Here is a 19,640-nt window from a genome sequence, read left to right as displayed (position 1 = left end):
TCGTTGGCGGAGAGCGAAAGGTGTTTATTATACTCCCCCCTCACCGGAATGTTGGTGGGAATGGTAACAGGCCTTTTCACTGCGCGTGATGAATAATGATATGCTTGCGCCATATCGAAATTTCAACCCATGTTGCCAAAGAAGAGGGCAATTCTATGAGCAAACACCAAGACGTTGAGGTGCTACTCGCACAGTTGCAGCAAGAACTTGAGCGCAATGGGCATTGGCAAGAAGGGTCACCGTCTATTGAAGCGTTGGCGAGCACTGAACCGTTTGCGATTGATACCCTGACATGTACCGAATGGTTGCAATGGGTTTTCATCCCGAAAATGCAGTTTTTGATTGTGCATATGCACCCACTTCCTGTTTCGTTTTCTATCTCCCCATATGTGGAGGAAGCGCTTAAAGGCGCACAAGGTCACGAGGCAATTACACGCGTGTCCATCAATATCGATGCCCTTTTTGCGCCTTCTTCGCAGTGATCATCTATGCAAATTGAACTTGAAATTATCTACCGTGATGAATGGCTGATTGCCGTCAATAAACCTTCCGGCATGCTGGTGCACCGCTCTTGGTTGGACAAAGGTGAAACCCGCTTTGTTATGCAGACCCTTCGCGATCAGATTGGACAGCATGTCTTTCCATTGCATCGCTTAGATCGACCGACATCAGGCGTGCTTTTGTTCGCCTTATCTTCTGAGATGGCGGCGCAAATGATGCCAAAGTTTGCAGGGCGTGATATCAAAAAAACGTACCATGCAATTGTGCGTGGATGGATACAAGAAGGGGCAACGCTGGATTATCCACTCAAAGAAGAGTTGGATAAAATCGCCGATAAAAAAACGACCAAAGAGCCAGAAGCGAAAGAGGCGATTACTGAATATCAGCCCATAGCATACGCTGAGTTACCGATTGCGATGGGACGCTACCAAAGCTGCCGCTATACCTTGGTGGAAATGAAGCCTCATACGGGGCGTAAGCATCAGCTTCGTCGCCACATGCATCATTTGAGTCATCATATTGTTGGTGACGTAAATCATGGCGACGGTCGGCACAATAGATTGTTTCGTGATGAGTTTGAATGTCATCAACTGTTGCTTCATGCATCGCGCACGGAGTTTGAACACCCGGTGACGGGAGAGGCTATTTTGATAGACGCACAGGTCGATCCTGTCTGGCGTCGCGTATTGGAAGGCCTAGGGTTGCGCGAATATCTTTAAGTGCGAAAAGTCGATCGACGGAAACAAAAAACCGCCTTGTTATGGCGGTTTTTTCATTTAACATTTTTGTTCGAATCTCGAATCTCGAATCTATAACTTCTCTAAATCTGATTCTATCTCAGCAATTTTGCTGGCAACAACTTTCTCTAAGTGGCGAAGGTCTCGCAAGATTTTCTTCTTCACGTCTTGCTCGCCTTGTTCTTTTCTGACGATTTTATCTAGCTCGTCAACCACCAAAGATAGGCTGCGGTTGATTTCCGTGACTTCACGGAAGCGGCCACTGCCACTGTCTACCACCACATTTTTGCGTTGGCGAGGGTATTTGAATTTGACACTTCTGGCAAAAAGCTCGCCTTTCGCTTTGTGGAAATAGATTTTCAGTGTGTCCGAATTCGCTTCTTGGCGTAGCGTATAACGCTCGATGTTCTCTGGGTTTTCGATACCGATGTTCTTTAGATTCTGATACATAACTGCCTCTTTACGTACACACTGAACATGAATGTTTTCGTTCGATTCACTTCACTTTAGCAGTAGCCTTTAGCTACACCCAATAGCAGAAATGATCAATGTCTGAGACTTGTGGTCGAGATCGCCTAAAATGCTGAATCTGAGAGTAAATCCAGTTTCATCTGCGCTTAGTTCACATCACTCAACGCATCAAATAAAGCCTCTCTTAGCGCCAGTTGTGTCTCTTCACTTAATGCTTGTCTTTCACCATCCGTGACAATAAAAAAGTCTTCTGCACGCTCGCCAATGGTCGTGATTTTCGCCGCTTGTAAAGACACTTTTTGGCGGGCAAATACGGCGCCAACACGGGCAAGTAGCCCTGGAGTGTCTAGCGCAACCAGTTCAAGCAGGGTGCGTCGCCCTGTGCGAGTCGGTAAGAAAGTCACTTGGGTTTTCACATTGAATGCCATGAGCTTTCTTGGCGCGCGACGAACGGGAATGGTAATGGCACCGTCTTGCATTAATGCCTGCGTAACACCTTCACGAATCTTTTGATGACGGTCTCCCGGAATCGCGTCGTTGTGGGCATCGAGCACCATAAAGGTATCGAGGGCAAAACCGTCTTTGCTTGTCATGATTTGCGCATCATGAACACTGAGGTTTTTTTTGTCTAGCGCGGCGACAACACGCGCAAAAAGGCTGGGCTTATCTTCGCTATAAACAAAAATTTCTGTGCCACCACGTGTGGCGTTTTTGCTGACCAGCACCAAAGGTTCGTTGTTGTGGTGATTTAATATGTGCTCGCTATGCCATGCGATTTGCTTGTGGGTGTGACGAAGAAAATAGTCGGCTTTGAATCGTTGCCATAGCAGTTCAATTTCTCGCGGCGTGTGACCATGTTTACGCAGCTGTGCCGCAGCGAGATGCTGATTATGACGAATACGATCCCGCATATCAGGCGGGTTTTCGAGTCCACGACGGAGCGCTTTTTGAGTCGAATAATAAAGCTCAGCAAGCAGGGTGCGTTTCCAGCTATTCCAAAGCTCCGGGTTGGTGGCATTAATGTCCGCCACGGTGAGGCAAATGAGGTAATCGAGTCGCTCCTCATCTCGTACTTTTTGTGCAAAACCTGTAATGACCTCGGGGTCATAGATATCTCGGCGTTGAGCCGTTACTGACATCAGAAGGTGATTCCCCACTAGCCAGCTGACTAAGTTCGCTTCAGGGCGAGAAAAGTCATGTTCGATACAGAAGGCATAGGCTTCTTCTGCACCAATGACAGAGTGATCTCCACCGCGTCCTTTGCCAATATCGTGGAAGATAGCGGCGAGCAACAGAAGTTCAGGTTTTGCCAAGCGTGGATACACATCGCAACAAATAGGGTGCTTGTCGCGGTTTTCTTCTTGGCTGTAGCCATTGATATGCTTCAACAAACGAACCGTGTGCTCGTCCACGGTATAGGCGTGAAAGAGGTCAAACTGCATCTGGCCGACAATTTGACTCCACTGCGGTAAGTAGGCCGACAGCACGCCATGCTTGTGCATCAAAGAGAATGCTTTGTGCAAGGCATTAGGGTGGCGTGTTAGGGCAATAAATTTCTCTTTGGCTTCTGGAATGTCGCACAAGAAGCGATTTAGGCGTCGACGGGCTGTGCGCAGTTGACGAAGCGTCGGCGCTGAAATGGATTCAATCGATTTGTCATTGGCAATGTGCAAGAACATATCGATGATGGTTTCAGGGCGCGCCTGAAACAGAGCAGGCTTACGTGCTTCAATTTGGCGGCCACGGCGCTGAAAGTCATCGCTTAATATTTCTATTTTCTTGCTATTAGGTTCGTCTTCTATCGCGATCTCGAATAAGCGGATCAGCATTTTATTCAGCTCTGACACTCTTCCTAGCGTGCGATAGAAATCCTTCATCATGAGTTCAATGCCGCGATTACCTTCACCTTGATAGCCAAGGGTTTCAGCAACAGAGGGTTGATGAGAGAATGTGAGACGGTTGTCGTAACGACGAAGCTCAAGGTGAAGGGCAAATCGAATACGCCAAAGCATGGTTTGGCATTCATCAAGTTCACGAAATTCCGCGTCGGTCAGGAAACCGTATTTGCTCATTTCACGCAGGCTGGTTGCACCAAAGTGACGGCGAGCGATCCAACTTAAGGTGTGAATGTCTCGCAGTCCTCCCGGGCTGGATTTGATGTCAGGCTCTAGGTTGTAAGCCGTATCGTGATAACGCGCATGCCGCTCTTTTTGTTCTTTTACTTTGGCATTAAAAAACTTTGCACTAGGCCAAAATTGTTCAGAATGTATTTGGTTTTTTAGCTCGTGAAAAATACGTTCACTGCCACACAGCAGACGAGCCTCTTGCAAGTTGGTCGCAACGGTTAAGTCGTCCAATCCGACGTCGATGCACTCTTTGAGTGTTCTAACAGCATGACCGACTTCAAGCTTAAGATCCCACAGTAAGGTGACAAATTCGCTGATGCGTCGTTGATATTCTTTATCAAGAGCACCTTCGCTTAAGATAAGTAAGTCGATGTCTGATAGCGGATGAAGTTCTCTGCGTCCGTAACCGCCAACGGCAATCAGGGAAAGGTTAGGATGATGATGAAAATCGTAATGGTGCCAAAGCCGTGATAGCAGGTCGTCGAAATAATCCGAACGCTGATAAACCAAATCGTTCACGGAGACGCGACTTATAAACATGGTCTTTTGGCCTTCACCAAAAAGCACCAGCTGGTTTCTAAGTTCAGCGAGGGTTAATTGCTCTGCTGTCAGCTCTGATGGGGCGCACAAAACGTCGTTCATTGTCTTCCTTGAATCTTGCTGAAATAAAAAAGTCGGCACTCAGGCCGACATTTTTGAAGCTTATGCGTTATTTAAAATGCGAGGCAGTTTTTCATCACTGCGCAGAGTGAGGATCTCACACCCGTTGTCGGTGACCAAAATGGTGTGTTCCCACTGTGCAGATTTCTTCTTATCAGCGGTGTACACCGTCCAGCCATCATTGTCGTCCAATTCAGTGTTGAACTTTCCGGCGTTAATCATTGGCTCAATGGTGAAGCACATGCCTGCTTTAATCACCGTTCGGTCATTGTTTTTGTAGTGAACCACTTGAGGCTCTTCGTGAAACTCTGCACCAATGCCATGGCCGCAGTAGTCTTTCACAATAGAATAGCGCTTAGGGCGGTTTTTAATGAATTTTTGAATTTCAGTGCCAATATCACCAATGCGAGCACCTGGCTTCACTTTCTTTAGCGCCTGATAAAGGCTTTCTTGAGCAACGTGGCACAACGCTTTGTCTTCTGCCGAAACGTCACCGACCAAGAACATTTTTGATGTGTCGCCGTGATAGCCATCTTTGATAACGGTGATATCAATGTTGATAATGTCACCGTCCTTCAACACGTCTGCTGTTGTTGGAATGCCATGGCAAACCACATGATTAATAGACGTACAGATTGACTTAGGAAAGCCATGATAGTTGAGCGGCGCTGGGATCGCGTTTTGCGTTTCCGTGATGTATTTGTGGCAGATATTATCCAACTCTTCAGTGGTAACGCCTGCTTTTACATGCGGTTCGATCATCTCTAGCACGTCAGCAGCAAGGCGACCTGCCTCACGCATTTTTACGATTTCTTCAGCCGTTTTTATAGTGGCGCTCATTGCTTTCTCTCAGTTAGCTCCCTTCAAAAAAACAAGGGAGGAATGGAATGCTATCGCTACATATTATCAATCGCATCGCGTTGTGGAAACCTTACTCGTTCGACGAGGTGCTTTTTTATGCTGGATTAAGGGTGCGTTTTTATGGTATAAAGCGCGCCGAAATACGCCTTCATGGTTAATCTGAGTTTCAGGTTCTATGCTGGTGGTTTCAACAAGACAATTAACCTAACTCACACACATATCGACACATGCGCCGGGGTGCCCTTTACGGGTCGGCTGTATGGGATATGTGGAGGCCTAACCCCGAGAGGAATTATAATGGCTACTGTTTCAATGCGCGACATGCTTAAAGCTGGTGTTCACTTTGGTCACCAAACCCGTTACTGGAACCCTAAGATGAAGCCGTTCATCTTTGGTGCACGTAACAAGGTTCATATCATTAACCTAGAAAAAACTGTACCAATGTTCAACAAAGTACTTGGCGAACTGACTAAAGTTGGTGAGCGTAAAGGTAAAGTACTTTTCGTTGGTACTAAGCGTGCCGCTAGCGAATCTATCAAAGCAGCAGCAGAAAGCTGTGATCAGTACTACGTGAACAACCGTTGGTTGGGCGGTATGCTGACTAACTGGAAAACAGTTCGCCAGTCAATCAAACGTCTGAAAGAACTTGAAGTTCAGTCTACTGACGGTACTTTCGAGAAGCTGACCAAAAAAGAAGCGCTGATGCGTACCCGTGAGATGGAAAAACTTGAAAAATCTCTGGGCGGTATCAAGAACATGGCTGGTCTGCCAGACGCACTGTTCGTTATCGATGCTGATCACGAGCACATTGCTATTAAAGAAGCAAACAACCTGGGTATCCCAGTGTATGCGGTAGTAGATACCAACTCTGACCCAGATGGCGTTGATTTCGTTATCCCAGGTAACGACGATGCAATCCGCGCAGTTCAACTGTACCTGAACGCTGCAGCACAGTCTTACACTGAAGGCCGTAGCCAGGACATCGTAGCTCAAGCTGAAGACGAGCTAGTTGAAGTCGCTGAGTAAGACAATTGCTCCTTGTGAGCGTTCTTAGCCATCAGGCTGTCATGAACGGCACTGTAAGCTAAGTAGGTTAGCAGGGGCCCATTTAAGGCCCCTGATTTTTACCCAAAAGTTTCGAATCGAGGATTGAACAATGGCAACTGTTACCGCTGCCCTGGTTAAAGAACTGCGTGAGCGTACTGGCGCAGGTATGATGGAATGTAAAAAGGCGCTTGTTGAAGCAAACGCTGACATCGAATTAGCAATCGAAAATATGCGCAAAAGTGGCGCTGCGAAAGCTGCTAAGAAAGCAGGTAACATCGCAGCTGAAGGTTCTATCATCATCAAAGATGCTGATGGTGTAGCAGTACTGGTAGAAGTTAACTGCCAAACTGACTTCGTTGCTAAAGATGGTAACTTCACTGCATTCGCAAACGAAGTTGCAGAAGCGGCTCTAGCGTCTCAAGCGACTGTTGAAGAACTGCAAGCGCAATTCGAAGAAGCACGTATCGCTCTCGTGACTAAGATCGGCGAGAACATCTCTATCCGTCGCGTTCAATACGTTCAAGGCGCATCTATTGCTTCTTACCGTCACGGTGAGCGCATTGGTGTTGTTGTTGCTGGTGAAGGCGATGCAGAAGTGCTTAAGCACGTTGCGATGCACGTTGCTGCTTCTAAACCAGAGTACGTTAACCCATCTGACGTACCCGCTGACGTAGTAGCGAAAGAACAACAAATCCAAGTTGAAATCGCGATGAATGAAGGCAAGCCTCAAGAAATCGCTGAGAAAATGGTTGTTGGCCGCATGAAGAAATTCACCGGCGAAGTCTCTCTGACTGGTCAACCATTCATCATGGAACCAAAGAAAACTGTTGGCGAATTCTTGAAAGAGAAAGGCGCATCAGTTTCTAGCTTTGTTCGCCTAGAAGTAGGTGAAGGTATCGAGAAAGCTGCCGGCATGAGCTTCGCAGAAGAAGTTGCTGCTGCTCAGAAAGGTTAATCCTTTCTAGAGAACCCAAAAGACCGCAGAACTCTGCGGTCTTTTTACAATCCCATCCGTAGAATCAAGTGCCTAAAGGTAGTGAGAATGACTACAAACCCAAAACCAGCTTATCAACGAATTTTGCTTAAATTGAGCGGCGAAGCGCTGCAAGGAAAAGAAGGGTTCGGTATCGATCCTGCTGTACTTGATCGTATGGCGCAAGAAATCAAAGAACTGGTTGAACTTGGTGTCCAAGTTGGCTTGGTTATCGGTGGTGGTAACCTATTCCGTGGTGCAGGCCTTGCCGAAGCGGGTATGAACCGGGTTGTGGGCGACCACATGGGTATGCTGGCGACCGTAATGAATGGTCTCGCGATGCGTGATGCGTTGCACCGTGCCTATGTGAACGCGCGGGTGATGTCTGCTATCCCACTGAACGGTGTGTGTGACAGCTACAACTGGGCTGAAGCTATCAGCCAGCTGCGTAATGGACGTGTGGTGATTTTCTCTGCAGGTACAGGTAACCCATTCTTCACGACGGATTCTGCTGCGTGCCTGCGTGGTATTGAAATCGAAGCTGACATCGTGATTAAAGCGACCAAAGTCGACGGTGTATTCACTGATGACCCTGCAAAGAACCCGGATGCTGAGCTTTACAGTCACCTGAATTACCAAGATGTTCTGGAAAAAGAATTGAAAGTCATGGACTTGGCTGCCTTTACATTGGCGCGTGACCACAAAATGCCAATTCGTGTATTCAACATGAACAAGCCAGGTGCATTACGTCGAGTTGTGATGGGTGAGCAAGAAGGCACACTAATTAATAACGGTTAATCAAAATTAGTGGCATAATCCGCTAATTAGAAAAAAGAATCTTCAAGGATAATCTCGTGATCAATGAAATTAACGCAGATGCGAAAGAACGCATGCAGAAAAGCGTTGAAGCGCTGAAGAGTACTCTGTCAAAAATCCGTACAGGTCGTGCGCATCCTGCACTACTTGATGGTTTGTCTGTTGATTATTACGGTGCAGCGACGCCGCTTAAGCAATTGGCTTCTATCGTTGCGGAAGACGCTCGTACACTGGCAATTACTGTTTTTGATAGATCAGTAACACAAGCCGTTGAAAAAGCGATTATGACGTCTAGCTTGGGTCTCAACCCAATGTCTGCGGGTGCGGTTATCCGTGTTCCATTACCTCCGTTGACAGAAGAGCGTCGTCGCGATTTGGTTAAAATCGTTCGCGCTGAAGCTGAGCAGGGCCGTGTAGCCGTGCGAAACATTCGTCGTGACGCTAACAGCGATCTCAAAGGCCTGCTTAAAGACAAAGACATCTCTGAAGATGACGAGCGTCGTGGCCAAGACGATATTCAGAAGCTGACAGATGCAGCAGTTAAAGAAATTGACGCGATTCTTGAAGCGAAAGAAAAAGAGTTGATGGAAGTCTAATTCCGGCTACACTCTGATTCCATTGCCAAAGCGCTGTGCTAGCAGTACAGCGCTTTTTATTTGCGAAGGATAATGATGAGCTCCCAATCTCCCTATCTAGAGATAGATCCTAGCCTGCTTCCAAAACATATTGCCGTTATTATGGACGGAAATGGCCGTTGGGCAAAAGCACGCGGTAAAGCCCGAATGTTTGGGCACAAAGCCGGTGTTGATGCTGTTCGAAAAACGGTGTCTACGGCCAATCGTCTTGGCATTCAAGTGTTAACTCTGTTTGCATTCAGCAGTGAAAACTGGCGACGTCCGGAAGAAGAAGTCAGCCTTCTAATGGAATTGTTTGTCACAGTGTTGGGACGTGAAGTGAAACGCCTTCACAAAAATGGTGTAAGACTCAAGGTAATTGGCGATACATCGAGATTCAGCAAGTCATTGCAGGATAAAATCGCCGCTGCAGAAGCGTTGACCGAGAATAATTCAGGGCTGACGTTGAACGTTGCTGCCAACTATGGTGGGCAATGGGATATCTTGCAATCGGTAAAAAAACTGGCTGGTCAGATTGAGCGCGGAGAAATTCCGGCTCAGCAACTGACAGAAGCTGATATTCAAGCGCATTTGACGACAGCATGTTTGCCAGATGTAGACTTGATGATTCGAACCAGTGGAGAGTGCCGCATCAGTAACTTTATGTTGTGGCAGGCAGCTTACGCAGAGCTGTATTTTACTGAACAATTTTGGCCCGACTTCGATGAGACCAGTCTTACTGAAGCCATTGCTTGGTTTATCAACCGCGAGCGCCGTTTTGGATGCACCGGTGAACAAATTAAGGCCATGTTACAAGTAGAAAAATAGAGGGTTTCGTTTGCTGAAACAACGTGTCTTAACGGCTTCTGTGTTAGCGCCATTAGTTATCGCAGGTATCTTCTTTTTGCCGTTTCAACTTTTCATTATTGCCGTGGCCAGCGTTACTCTGCTTGGTCACTGGGAATGGACTAAATTTGTCGCCTCGTCTTCTCGTTTAGGGGCATTTATTTTACCTGCTACTGTCCTTCTTGGTTCAGCGTTTTCGCTGCCAGTGACAGGAAACGGGATGGATATCTCTTCGTTCAATGGCGGCGTCATTGCTATAGCTGGTGCACTTTGGTGGCTAGTCGCAACGAGCATGGTATTGAAATATCCCAAAGGAACGAGTTGGTGGGCGAACAGTGCCGCACTGCAACAAGGCTTTGGCGTATTAACCCTGCTACCGTTTTTGTGGAGCGTATTATTACTGCGTGCCTACCACTATGAACTCGAGCCGTTTCTTGGTGCCAAACTGGTACTAACGGTTTGCTTGTTAGTATGGGCCGCTGATACCGGGGCTTATTTTGCAGGTAAGCGCTTTGGTAAACGAAAAATGGCGCCATCCGTAAGCCCTAACAAAACGATCGAAGGTCTCATTGGTGGGTTGATTGCTTCGGTTGCTGTTACCATCGCTGCGGCGCATTACTTTGCTATTCCGTTTTCTTCGCTTCCTCTGCTTGGCATTGTTGCATTGGTGACGTCATTTGCTTCAGTGCTTGGTGATTTGGCTGAAAGTATGTTCAAGCGTACCGCTGGGGTGAAAGACAGTGGCAGTATTCTTCCAGGTCATGGTGGCATACTCGATAGAATTGACAGCCTCACTGCCGCCTTTCCAGTTTTCACCGTATTGTATTTCTGGTTGGCTTAAAGGAATCACCGGCGTTTAGCCGGTGATTCGTATTCTGACTGGGCGAAACAATGATTAGAGTTTTCTATGCGTAATTTAACGATTCTTGGTGCCACTGGTTCGATTGGAACCAGCACATTAGCGGTAGTTGAAAAGAATCCTTCTGCATATACAGTTTTCGCGCTTGCTGCGAATGCGAATGTCAACGACATGCTTTTGTTGTGCTTGAAGTGGAAACCTGCGTTTGCCGCAATGGCTGATGACGCTGCCGCAAAAGCATTGCGTTTGGCACTAAAAAATCAAGGCAGCGAGACTGAAGTACTAAGCGGTATTGAGGGTTTGTGTGCCATTGCTTCGCACGATGATGTTGATGCAGTAATGGCCGCAGTTGTTGGCGCTGCTGGGCTAATGCCGACAATGGCAGCGGTAAAAGCAGGGAAGCGCATCTTGCTCGCCAATAAAGAAGCCTTGGTGATGTCAGGGAAGTTCTTTATTGATGCGGTTCATCAATACGGTGCTGAGCTTTTGCCGGTTGATAGTGAACACAATGCCATTTTTCAATGCCTGCCTACCTCCATTCAAGTCAACCCGGGTCGTTGTGACCTCGCTGCGGAAGGCGTAAGTAAAATTCTTCTCACGGGTTCTGGTGGACCATTCCGATATACCGATATCGATCTACTCGCTTCTGTTTCACCAGCACAGGCGATTGCACACCCTAATTGGTCTATGGGGCCTAAAATTTCTGTAGATTCAGCCACTATGATGAATAAAGGCTTGGAGTACATCGAGGCGCGTTGGTTATTCAATGCGAGCCGAGAACAACTTAATGTCATTATTCATCCTCAGTCGGTTATCCACTCCATGGTGCAGTACCGCGATGGCTCAGTATTGGCACAAATGGGGCATCCTGATATGTGTACACCCATTGCCTATGCTATGGCTTACCCCAATCGTATTGAAGCGGGTGTGAAGCCACTCGACTTTAGCGAAATTGGCGAATTCACCTTTCTTAAGCCTGACTTTGAGCGCTACCCGTGCTTGAAACTCGCGATTGATGCTTGCTACGTTGGACAAGCGGCTACCACTACCCTGAATGCTACCAATGAAGTTGCTGTTGATGCCTTTCTCTCGGGGCGTGTGGGTTTCATGCAGATTGCTGAAATCAATGATGCTGTGTTACAACGGTCAGAACTTCTGGAACCATCAAGCATTGAATGTTTGCTCGAGATTGATATTAAGGCACGTAAAATGGCACAAGATTATATGACAAGGCTGGGTCGATGAGCGGTATTTTGTGGAACTTGGCCTTTTTTCTCATTGCGCTTGGTATTTTGGTTGCCATTCATGAGTATGGTCATTTCTGGGTGGCAAGACGATGCGGCGTGAAAGTCGAACGTTTCTCTATTGGCTTTGGTAAAGCGATTTGGCAGCGTGTTGGCAAAGATGGAACAGAATACACCCTCGCCATGATCCCGCTGGGTGGCTATGTCAAAATGCTGGATGAGCGTGTTGACGATGTGCCAGCAGACCAAAAAGAAATGGCATTTAACAATCGCCCTCTTTGGCAGCGAAGCGCCATCGTGGCCGCGGGACCTGCAGCGAATTTCCTCTTTGCTATCTGCGCCTATTGGTTAGTGATGATCATTGGCACGCCGGCCGTTAAGCCGGTAATTGGTGAGGTAGCTCCCCAATCTATTGCAGCAAAAGCCGGAATCGAAAGTGGCATGGAACTTACTGCGGTATCTGGCATCAAAACGCCAGATTGGGAGTCGGTTAACTTGCAACTGATCTCGCACATCGGCGATGACGAAATGACGATGTCAGTGATACCGAGTGAAAGTGCTGGTTACACTGTCGATAAGTCGCTGGATTTGACGTCCTGGTCTTTTGACCCAGAATCAGAATCGGCGCTTCGTACCTTGGGATTAACCCCATTTACGCCTGAAATCACTAATGTGGTTGCACAAGTGGTAGAAGGAAGTGCTGCTGAGCGTGTGGGTCTGCAAGAAGGTGACGAATTACTCACTGTTGATGGTCAACCTATTGATGACTGGGAAAGGGTTGTGAATGTTATTCGTGCCCATCCCGAGATGTCGTTGCCAATGACGGTATTGCGAGATGGTCGAGAACTAGAAATAGTGATTACACCCGATGCCCGTGAGCAAGGCGGCGCACAAGTTGGGTATGCCGGTTTCGCGCCTCAAATGGGCGAATGGCCAGAGACCTATCGATTCACATTGCAGTATGGTCCATTGGACGCTATTCCCGCTGCTGTGGATAAAACGTGGCAAGTTGTGGTGCTGACTGCGCAAATGATCAAAAAGTTGTTCACTGGTGATGTTGCCGTGAAGAATTTGAGTGGGCCTATCTCAATTGCAAAAGGTGCAGGGATGACCGCAGACTTCGGTCTGGTATACTTTCTCGGTTTTCTCGCGCTGATTAGCGTGAATTTAGGCATTATTAATCTGTTACCGTTACCGGTTCTTGACGGCGGGCACTTGTTGTTTTTTGGTATTGAAGCCGTGACACGCCGCCCTGTCCCCGAACGTGTGCAGGATATTGGATATCGGGTTGGTTCAGCCATTATCGTGGTACTGATGGGCGTGGCATTATTTAACGATTTTGCCCGACTCTAGAAATCAGCGTTTAGCAAGGAACACTCAGAGCAGCAATGGCGATGAAAAAACTTTTACTGGCCTCTCTTCTATTTTCTAGTTCTGTTACGGCCGATGAGTTCGTAGTGGAAGACATTCGATTTGAGGGGCTTCAGCGAGTCAGTCTCGGTGCCGCTTTGCTCGCGATGCCGGTACGAGTTGGCGACAATATTGATGAAGGCGATGTATCCGGGATCATTAAATCCCTTTTCTCGTCTGGGAACTTTGAGAATGTGCGCGTCTTCCGTGACGGTGATGACCTGTTAGTGAAGGTTATTGAACGTCCTACGGTGGCGAGTATTTCGTTTTCGGGCAATAAAGCCATTGAGGAAGAGCAGCTTTCAGAGAATCTTTCAGCATCTGGCTTGCGTGTCGGCGAAGCACTCGACCGTACGACCTTGTCAAATATTGAAAAAGGTCTCGAAGATTTTTACTACAGCGTGGGTAAATATAACGCGCTGGTCAACACGGTGATCACACCGCTTCCGCGTAATCGTGCTGATGTGAAGTTTGTGTTTACGGAAGGGGTTTCGGCCACCATTCAGCAAATTAACTTTATTGGTAACGACGTGTTTGGCGATGAAGAGCTCAAGGCAAACTTTAAGCTTCGTGCTGATGTACCTTGGTGGAACTTCCTTGCTAATGAGCAATATCAAAAGCAAGCACTTGCTGGTGACTTGGAAAGTCTACGTTCGTTCTATCTAAACCGTGGTTATTTAAAATTCCGCGTCGAATCAACCAACGTTTCTATTTCTCCTGATAAGAAAGGCGTATATATCACCCTGAACATTGATGAGGGCGAACCCTATACGGTGTCTGGTGTGAATGTGCGCGGTGGTAAAGACAGCGCAGCATTTGCAACGCTGGTTCCTTTTGAAGATGGTGAAGTCTACAGCGGTGAGAAAGTCACTCGACTGGAAGATGAGATCAAACGCAAGCTGGGTGAGCAAGGTTACGCTTATCCGCAGGTGGCGACTATTCCCGAATTTAATGATGACGAAAACACCGTCGCATTGAATGTGAATGTTGACCCTGGTAAGCGCGTCTATGTCCGCAATATCAAATTCTCTGGCAACCAAATTACGCGTGACGAGGTATTGCGTCGTGAAATGCGTCAGATGGAAGGCTCTTGGTTAAACGCCAAATCGGTTGAAACCAGTAAAGAGCGTTTAAACCGTCTTGGCTTTTTTGAAACCGTTGATGTGCGTACCACGCGTGTGCCGGGTACGGATGATCAGGTCGATGTTGAGTATTTCGTTAAGGAGACCAACTCCGGCAGCGTGAACTTTGGTATTGGTTACGGTACGGAATCGGGCATTAGCTTCCAGGCTGGTCTTCAGCAAGATAACTTTGCAGGAACCGGTAATCGCTTTGGTATTAACGCCATGGTCAATGATTACCAGAAAAACCTGACACTGGACTACCGTGACCCATATTGGACGCTTGATGGCATTAGTTTGGGTGGGAAAATCTTCTACAACGAATTTGAAGCCTCTGATGCAAACATCGTTGATTATACCGATAAGAGCTATGGTACCAGTCTAACGTGGGGTTTCCCTTTTAACGAGCTGAACTATTTCGACTTCTCTATTGGCTACACACACCGTCAAATCGAAAATCTGGGTGGTTACTATCAAATTCAGAAATTCCTCGATTCGATGGAAGATAGTGTGACCGATAACGGTGGATTGGAAGTCGATGATTTTGACTGGTCGGTAAGTTGGAGCCGCAACAACCTTAATCGTGGCTTCTTCCCAACGGCAGGTAACTATCAGCGTGCATCATTCCGTATGACAGTGCCGGGTTCAGATACCCAGTATTTCAAAACGCAATATGATGTGAGGCAGTATGTTCCGTTGACTGAATCACACAGCTTTACGCTGCTTATGCGTGGGCGACTCGGTTATGGTAACGGCTACGGTAAGAATGACGAAAATGATTACTTGCTTCCGTTTTATGAAAACTTCTATGCCGGTGGTTACTCAACACTGCGAGGGTTCCGTTCAAACACGGCAGGGCCTAAAGCAGTATACGACCAAGGTGCGGGTAATAACCCGGCACTGGTAGGCAGTAATGATTCTGTGGGCGGTAATGCCATCGCATTGGCGAGTATGGAATTGATCGTGCCGACACCATTTGTGTCTGCGGAAGTGAGAAACTCGATACGTACCAGTGTGTTTGTTGATGCCGCATCTGTATGGGATACCGAATATGATCTCGACAATGCGCGTGTTATCAGCGGACAAGAATATATTTACGACTACAGCGATCCGACCAACTATCGTGCGTCTTACGGTGCAGCTCTCCAATGGCGCTCACCAATGGGGCCACTAGTGTTCTCGCTGTCGAAACCGATTAAGAGCTATGAAGGTGATGATGAAGAATTCTTTACCTTTACGATTGGCCAAACGTTCTGATTTTCAAGACTAGGAGAAAAGTTTGAAACCTATTATCAAAGCGGCAGGCCTGAGCCTTGCCATTTTCACTGCCTCTATGTATGCAACTGCGGCAGAGGCTGCGCAAAAAGTGGGTTACGTAGCGACAGGCCCAGTACTTGCGCAAATGGCAAAACAAAGCAATGTGAGTGAAAAACTGCGTAAAGAATTTAAAGATCGCATTGCTGAAGTAGAACGTTTGGAAGATCAGCTCAAAAAAGGCATTGAAAAATTGAAGCGCAATGGCGAGCTAATGAGTGAAAGCGAGCGCACCAAACTTCAGCGCCAACTGCAGTCTTTGGATTCTGACTATAAACTTAAAGTCGGTAATCTAAAAGAAGACGAGCGCAAGCGCAGCGCTGAAGAACAACGTAAACTAGTAGAAAAACTGCAAAAGACCATCACGAGTCTTGCGAAGACAGAGGGCTATGACATGGTGCTAGATCGCCAGGCAGTTCTTTACGCAAGCCCGAAAGATGACTTGTCAGAGAAAGTACTGAAAGCAGTCAAATAAGTAAGGTAGAAAATGGCTTCAATTACGCTCGCTGAATTAGCGGAAAAATTGGGTGCGGAGCTGCATGGTGACGGTACCGTTGCCATTCGTTCTATTGCGGGAATGGATAAAGCGGGTGAAGGACAAATCACGTTTTTATCCAGTAGCAAGTACCGTAAGCACCTCGCACAGTGTCAAGCCAGTGCAGTGATGGTCAAGGAAGCCGACCTCGCATATTGCAATGGCAACGTGCTAGTAGTGAAAGATCCGTATTTGGGTTATGCACTTACCGCGCAGCTATTAGACAGTACACCTCGCTGTGCGACTGATATTGCGGCGAGTGCTTATGTATCACCTTCAGCAAAACTGGGTGAAGGTGTGTCCATCGGTCATAATGCTGTGATTGAAGACGGTGTTGAACTGGGCGATCATGTTCAGATTGGTGCTGGATGTTTTGTCGGTCAGAATACCAAATTGGGTGCAAACACTCGCCTTTGGGCGAATGTGAGCATTTATCACGACGTTCAACTCGGTGAGTCTTGCTTGGTGCAGTCAAGCACTGTGATTGGTTCAGACGGCTTTGGTTATGCCAATGACAAAGGACGCTGGATAAAGATCCCTCAAGTTGGCCGCGTTATCATTGGCGATCGTGTTGAGATCGGTGCATGCACGACAGTCGATCGTGGCGCGCTGGATGACACCCTGATTGCTGATGGTGTGATTATCGACAATCTTTGCCAGATCGCGCATAATGTCGAGATCGGTGAAAATACAGCCATTGCAGGTGCGACCGTTATTGCGGGCAGTACCAAGATAGGCAAGCACTGTATCATTGGCGGTGCCTGTGTAATCAATGGTCACATTGAAATTGCAGATGGTGCGACGATCACTGGTATGGGGATGGTGATGAGACCGATCACTGAACCTGGTATGTATTCTTCGGGTATTCCACTTCAGTCCAATCGCGAGTGGCGTAAAACAGCAGCGCGAGTGATGAAGATCGAAGAGATGCATAAACGACTAAAAGCCGTTGAAAAACAAATAGAAGATAGCAAGTAAACGCTGTCTTAGATGGCCTACTCTGGTGGCTTGCTGCACATTGAGAAACTGCTCAATATCGCCGTAGTCTGCAGTGTAGGCCATTTTCCGTTCTCAACGACAAATAATAAGCTTTTCATACGGGAATATTACTTTGATTCGCGAAAACAACGTGCTGACTATTAACGAAATTAGAGAGCTTCTACCGCATCGTTACCCATTCCTTCTTATTGATCGTGTTATTGATTTTGAAGAAGGTAAATACCTTCATGCCATCAAGAATGTATCGGTAAACGAACCTCAATTCACGGGTCACTTCCCACAACTTCCTATTTTCCCAGGTGTACTGATCCTCGAAGCCATGGCGCAAGCTACAGGTTTGTTGGCATTCAAAACATTCGGAAACCCTAAGGAAAATGAGCTTTACTACTTTGCAAGTATCGACAATGCCAAATTCCGTGCGCCAGTGACGCCGGGTGATCAAATGGTATTGGAAGTTGAGTTCATTAAAGAGCGCCGTGGCATTGCTGCCTTCACTGGCGTTGCAAAAGTAGATGGTAAGGTTGTGTGTTCTGCTGACCTGAAGTGTGCCAGAAGAGAGTTTTAACTGTGATTCATGAATCTGCACAAATCCACCCAACCGCAGTGGTTGAAGAGGGGGTAACCCTTGGCGCTAACGTTAAAATTGGCGCGTTCAGCTTCATTGGTACTGGTGTGGAGATCGGTGAAGGCACCGAAGTGAAAACCCATGTTGTTATCAAAGGTCCAACAAAAATTGGCAGAGATAATAAGATCTTCCAGTTCGCCTCTATCGGTGAAGAGTGTCAAGATCTGAAATACGCGGGTGAACCCACCACACTAGAGATTGGTGATCGAAACACGATCCGTGAAAGTGTCACTATGCATCGTGGTACTGTTCAAGATGGCGGTCATACCCAAGTCGGTAGTGATAACTTATTCATGATCAATGCGCACGTGGCACATGACTGTGTGATTGGTGACCGTTGTATCTTTGCTAACAACGCAACCCTTGCGGGTCATGTGACTGTTGGTAATTTTGCGATTGTTGGCGGCATGACGGCGATTCATCAGTTTTGCACTATCGGCAGTCACTGCATGCTTGGTGGTGGCTCGATTGTGGTGAAAGATGTTCCTCCGTATGTGATGGCGCAAGGTAACCACTGCGAACCATTCGGGATTAATGTGGAAGGCCTCAAACGCCGCGGCTTTGAAAAGAGTGCAATTAAAGCGATCCGTGCTGTTTACAAAGAGATTTACCGTTCTGGTAAAACGCTGGATGAAGCGAAAAAGCAAGTTGCTGAGATGGCAAAAGACGAAGAAGCTCTTCAACTTTTTGTTGAGTTTTTTGAAAAGTCGAGCCGAGGTATTATTCGATAATGGCTAAAGCAACTAAGCCGTTACGAGTTGGAATTGTCGCCGGGGAAATCTCCGGCGATATTTTAGGTGCTGGCTTTATCAAAGCGGTTCAAGCGCAATATCCAGATGCTGAGTTTGTTGGTATCGGTGGCCCTCGCATGAAAGCCTTGGGATGCGAGACCTTGTTTGATATGGAAGAGCTGGCAGTCATGGGCATCGTAGAAGTGCTTGGTCGTTTGCCTCGTTTGTTGAAAATCAAACATGCATTGGTGGATTTCTTTGTTGCCAATCCGCCCGATGTATTTGTGGGTATCGACGCGCCAGACTTTAACCTCCGTCTTGAAAAATCGCTCAAAAATACTGGTATTAAAACGGTCCATTACGTCAGCCCGAGTGTATGGGCGTGGCGTCAAAAACGTATTTTCAAAATTGCGGCAGCAACAGATTTGGTGTTGGCGCTTCTGCCGTTCGAAAAAGCGTTTTACGACAGATTTGATGTGCCATGTGATTTCGTAGGACATACCATGGCAGACGATATTCCGTTGGAAAGCGATAAAACAGCTGCGAGAACATTGCTCGGATTGGATACCGACAAAACCTATTTAGCGGTATTGCCAGGCAGCCGCGGTGGTGAGATGACAATGCTTGCCCCGACGTTTATTGAAACCTGCAAGTTACTCAAAGCGAAATATCCCGATTTGGGTTTTGCCGTCGCATTGGTCAACGAAGCCCGTCGTGCGCAGTTTGAGCAAGCATGGCAAGAAACAGCGCCTGAATTGGATTTCACACTGGTTGATGATACGGCCCGCAACGTCATTGCCGCTTCAGATGTTGTGCTTTTGGCATCGGGCACGGTAGCACTGGAGTGCATGCTGGTTAAGCGTCCTATGGTTGTCGGATACAAAGTGAATGCGATCACTGCGTGGCTGGCAAGACGTTTAGTGAAAACGGAATTTGTCTCGTTACCAAACATTCTAGCGGGCAGAGAGCTTGTGCCAGAAAGGCTGCAGGAAGAATGCACGCCAGAAGCACTGTCGACAGAAGTGAGTCGCTACCTTGATGGCGATAACAAAGCGTTGATGGCTGAATTTACGCGTTTGCATGAAGTGATTCGTCGTGATGCAGACAAAACGTCAGCGCGTGCTGTACTGAATTTAATAGGGCGTTGATC

General features: G+C 47.3%; 19 protein-coding genes. 16 read left to right on the top strand and 3 right to left on the bottom strand.

The features are described 5' to 3' along the window. The first annotated feature begins 155 nt into the window (after positions 1 to 155). On the top strand, positions 156 to 482 hold the full coding sequence (locus tag AB8599_RS12265) for a YqcC family protein (protein WP_407331199.1): 327 nt from the start codon (positions 156 to 158) through the stop codon (positions 480 to 482). A 6-nt stretch (positions 483 to 488) separates the two neighbouring features. Next, positions 489 to 1,220, top strand: a complete 732-nt coding sequence (gene truC, locus AB8599_RS12260) for a tRNA pseudouridine(65) synthase TruC (protein ID WP_407331198.1) — start codon at positions 489 to 491, stop codon at positions 1,218 to 1,220. Between the two features lie 90 nt (positions 1,221 to 1,310). Here truC and AB8599_RS12255 read toward each other — a convergent pair whose 3' ends face one another. From AB8599_RS12255 to map, 3 genes are all read right to left on the bottom strand, one after another. Next, positions 1,311 to 1,688: a DUF3461 family protein gene (locus AB8599_RS12255; RefSeq protein ID WP_407331197.1), complete on the bottom strand. Its 378-nt coding sequence runs from the start codon at positions 1,686 to 1,688 to the stop codon at positions 1,311 to 1,313. Between the two features lie 167 nt (positions 1,689 to 1,855). After that, complete coding sequence (glnD, locus tag AB8599_RS12250; RefSeq protein WP_407331196.1) at positions 1,856 to 4,477, bottom strand: bifunctional uridylyltransferase/uridylyl-removing protein GlnD; 2,622 nt, start codon at positions 4,475 to 4,477, stop codon at positions 1,856 to 1,858. A 60-nt stretch (positions 4,478 to 4,537) separates the two neighbouring features. Next, positions 4,538 to 5,335: a type I methionyl aminopeptidase gene (gene map / locus AB8599_RS12245; RefSeq protein ID WP_407331195.1), complete on the bottom strand. Its 798-nt coding sequence runs from the start codon at positions 5,333 to 5,335 to the stop codon at positions 4,538 to 4,540. Between the two features lie 318 nt (positions 5,336 to 5,653). Here map and rpsB point away from each other — a divergent pair, with 318 nt between their 5' ends. The 14 genes from rpsB to lpxB all read left to right on the top strand — a co-directional run bounded on the left by rpsB (position 5,654) and on the right by lpxB (position 19,638). Next, the gene (gene rpsB / locus AB8599_RS12240) at positions 5,654 to 6,382 is read left to right on the top strand and encodes a 30S ribosomal protein S2 (protein ID WP_407331194.1); all 729 of its coding nucleotides are present in this window, start codon (positions 5,654 to 5,656) and stop codon (positions 6,380 to 6,382) included. A gap of 130 nt (positions 6,383 to 6,512) precedes the next feature. Next, complete coding sequence (gene tsf / locus AB8599_RS12235; RefSeq protein ID WP_407331193.1) at positions 6,513 to 7,358, top strand: translation elongation factor Ts; 846 nt, start codon at positions 6,513 to 6,515, stop codon at positions 7,356 to 7,358. An 87-nt stretch (positions 7,359 to 7,445) separates the two neighbouring features. Then, a complete protein-coding gene (gene pyrH / locus AB8599_RS12230) occupies positions 7,446 to 8,174 on the top strand; it encodes a UMP kinase (RefSeq protein ID WP_407331192.1) in 729 nt (242 codons plus the stop codon). A gap of 56 nt (positions 8,175 to 8,230) precedes the next feature. After that, positions 8,231 to 8,788 carry a ribosome recycling factor gene (gene frr, locus AB8599_RS12225; protein ID WP_407331191.1) on the top strand — a complete coding sequence of 186 codons (558 nt, stop codon included), beginning with the start codon at positions 8,231 to 8,233 and terminating at the stop codon, positions 8,786 to 8,788. Between the two features lie 75 nt (positions 8,789 to 8,863). Next, positions 8,864 to 9,634, top strand: a complete 771-nt coding sequence (locus AB8599_RS12220; RefSeq protein ID WP_407331190.1) for an isoprenyl transferase — start codon at positions 8,864 to 8,866, stop codon at positions 9,632 to 9,634. A 10-nt stretch (positions 9,635 to 9,644) separates the two neighbouring features. Then, the gene (locus tag AB8599_RS12215) at positions 9,645 to 10,493 is read left to right on the top strand and encodes a phosphatidate cytidylyltransferase (protein WP_407331189.1); all 849 of its coding nucleotides are present in this window, start codon (positions 9,645 to 9,647) and stop codon (positions 10,491 to 10,493) included. Between the two features lie 66 nt (positions 10,494 to 10,559). Then, positions 10,560 to 11,756, top strand: coding sequence for a 1-deoxy-D-xylulose-5-phosphate reductoisomerase (gene ispC, locus AB8599_RS12210; protein WP_407331188.1), 1,197 nt, complete (start codon positions 10,560 to 10,562; stop codon positions 11,754 to 11,756). Further along, positions 11,753 to 13,108 (top strand): sigma E protease regulator RseP, encoded by a 1,356-nt coding sequence (gene rseP, locus AB8599_RS12205; RefSeq protein WP_407331187.1) that lies wholly within the window; start codon positions 11,753 to 11,755, stop codon positions 13,106 to 13,108. Before ispC ends, rseP begins: the two co-directional genes overlap by 4 nt. 35 nt (positions 13,109 to 13,143) lie before the next feature. Further along, positions 13,144 to 15,543, top strand: coding sequence for an outer membrane protein assembly factor BamA (gene bamA / locus AB8599_RS12200; RefSeq protein ID WP_407331186.1), 2,400 nt, complete (start codon positions 13,144 to 13,146; stop codon positions 15,541 to 15,543). A 22-nt stretch (positions 15,544 to 15,565) separates the two neighbouring features. Beyond that, positions 15,566 to 16,075 carry an OmpH family outer membrane protein gene (locus AB8599_RS12195; protein ID WP_407331185.1) on the top strand — a complete coding sequence of 170 codons (510 nt, stop codon included), beginning with the start codon at positions 15,566 to 15,568 and terminating at the stop codon, positions 16,073 to 16,075. Positions 16,076 to 16,087: 12 nt separating this feature from the next. Further along, on the top strand, positions 16,088 to 17,113 hold the full coding sequence (gene lpxD / locus AB8599_RS12190) for a UDP-3-O-(3-hydroxymyristoyl)glucosamine N-acyltransferase (RefSeq protein ID WP_407331184.1): 1,026 nt from the start codon (positions 16,088 to 16,090) through the stop codon (positions 17,111 to 17,113). A gap of 133 nt (positions 17,114 to 17,246) precedes the next feature. After that, complete coding sequence (gene fabZ, locus AB8599_RS12185) at positions 17,247 to 17,699, top strand: 3-hydroxyacyl-ACP dehydratase FabZ (RefSeq protein WP_016958027.1); 453 nt, start codon at positions 17,247 to 17,249, stop codon at positions 17,697 to 17,699. A gap of 2 nt (positions 17,700 to 17,701) precedes the next feature. Continuing rightward, positions 17,702 to 18,490, top strand: coding sequence for an acyl-ACP--UDP-N-acetylglucosamine O-acyltransferase (gene lpxA / locus AB8599_RS12180; protein ID WP_407331183.1), 789 nt, complete (start codon positions 17,702 to 17,704; stop codon positions 18,488 to 18,490). Beyond that, positions 18,490 to 19,638 carry a lipid-A-disaccharide synthase gene (gene lpxB, locus AB8599_RS12175; protein ID WP_407331182.1) on the top strand — a complete coding sequence of 383 codons (1,149 nt, stop codon included), beginning with the start codon at positions 18,490 to 18,492 and terminating at the stop codon, positions 19,636 to 19,638. Before lpxA ends, lpxB begins: the two co-directional genes overlap by 1 nt. The last annotated feature ends 2 nt before the right edge of the window (positions 19,639 to 19,640 follow it).

The sequence above is a fragment of the Enterovibrio litoreus genome, assembly GCF_045679545.1.
GTDB lineage: Bacteria > Pseudomonadota > Gammaproteobacteria > Enterobacterales > Vibrionaceae > Enterovibrio.
Note: the sequence above shows the minus strand (reverse complement) of the source record. Positions and strands in the feature narration are given on the sequence as shown.

Coding starts and splice junctions, on each gene's coding strand:
- AB8599_RS12255 (WP_407331197.1), bottom strand. CDS start 1,688: ATGTATCAGAATCTAAAGAACATCGGTATCGAAAACCCAGAGAACATC.
- AB8599_RS12265 (WP_407331199.1), top strand. CDS start 156: ATGAGCAAACACCAAGACGTTGAGGTGCTACTCGCACAGTTGCAGCAA.
- AB8599_RS12220 (WP_407331190.1), top strand. CDS start 8,864: ATGAGCTCCCAATCTCCCTATCTAGAGATAGATCCTAGCCTGCTTCCA.
- lpxD (WP_407331184.1), top strand. CDS start 16,088: ATGGCTTCAATTACGCTCGCTGAATTAGCGGAAAAATTGGGTGCGGAG.
- rpsB (WP_407331194.1), top strand. CDS start 5,654: ATGGCTACTGTTTCAATGCGCGACATGCTTAAAGCTGGTGTTCACTTT.
- ispC (WP_407331188.1), top strand. CDS start 10,560: ATGCGTAATTTAACGATTCTTGGTGCCACTGGTTCGATTGGAACCAGC.
- tsf (WP_407331193.1), top strand. CDS start 6,513: ATGGCAACTGTTACCGCTGCCCTGGTTAAAGAACTGCGTGAGCGTACT.
- truC (WP_407331198.1), top strand. CDS start 489: ATGCAAATTGAACTTGAAATTATCTACCGTGATGAATGGCTGATTGCC.
- glnD (WP_407331196.1), bottom strand. CDS start 4,477: ATGAACGACGTTTTGTGCGCCCCATCAGAGCTGACAGCAGAGCAATTA.
- pyrH (WP_407331192.1), top strand. CDS start 7,446: ATGACTACAAACCCAAAACCAGCTTATCAACGAATTTTGCTTAAATTG.
- rseP (WP_407331187.1), top strand. CDS start 11,753: ATGAGCGGTATTTTGTGGAACTTGGCCTTTTTTCTCATTGCGCTTGGT.
- map (WP_407331195.1), bottom strand. CDS start 5,335: ATGAGCGCCACTATAAAAACGGCTGAAGAAATCGTAAAAATGCGTGAG.
- bamA (WP_407331186.1), top strand. CDS start 13,144: ATGGCGATGAAAAAACTTTTACTGGCCTCTCTTCTATTTTCTAGTTCT.
- lpxB (WP_407331182.1), top strand. CDS start 18,490: ATGGCTAAAGCAACTAAGCCGTTACGAGTTGGAATTGTCGCCGGGGAA.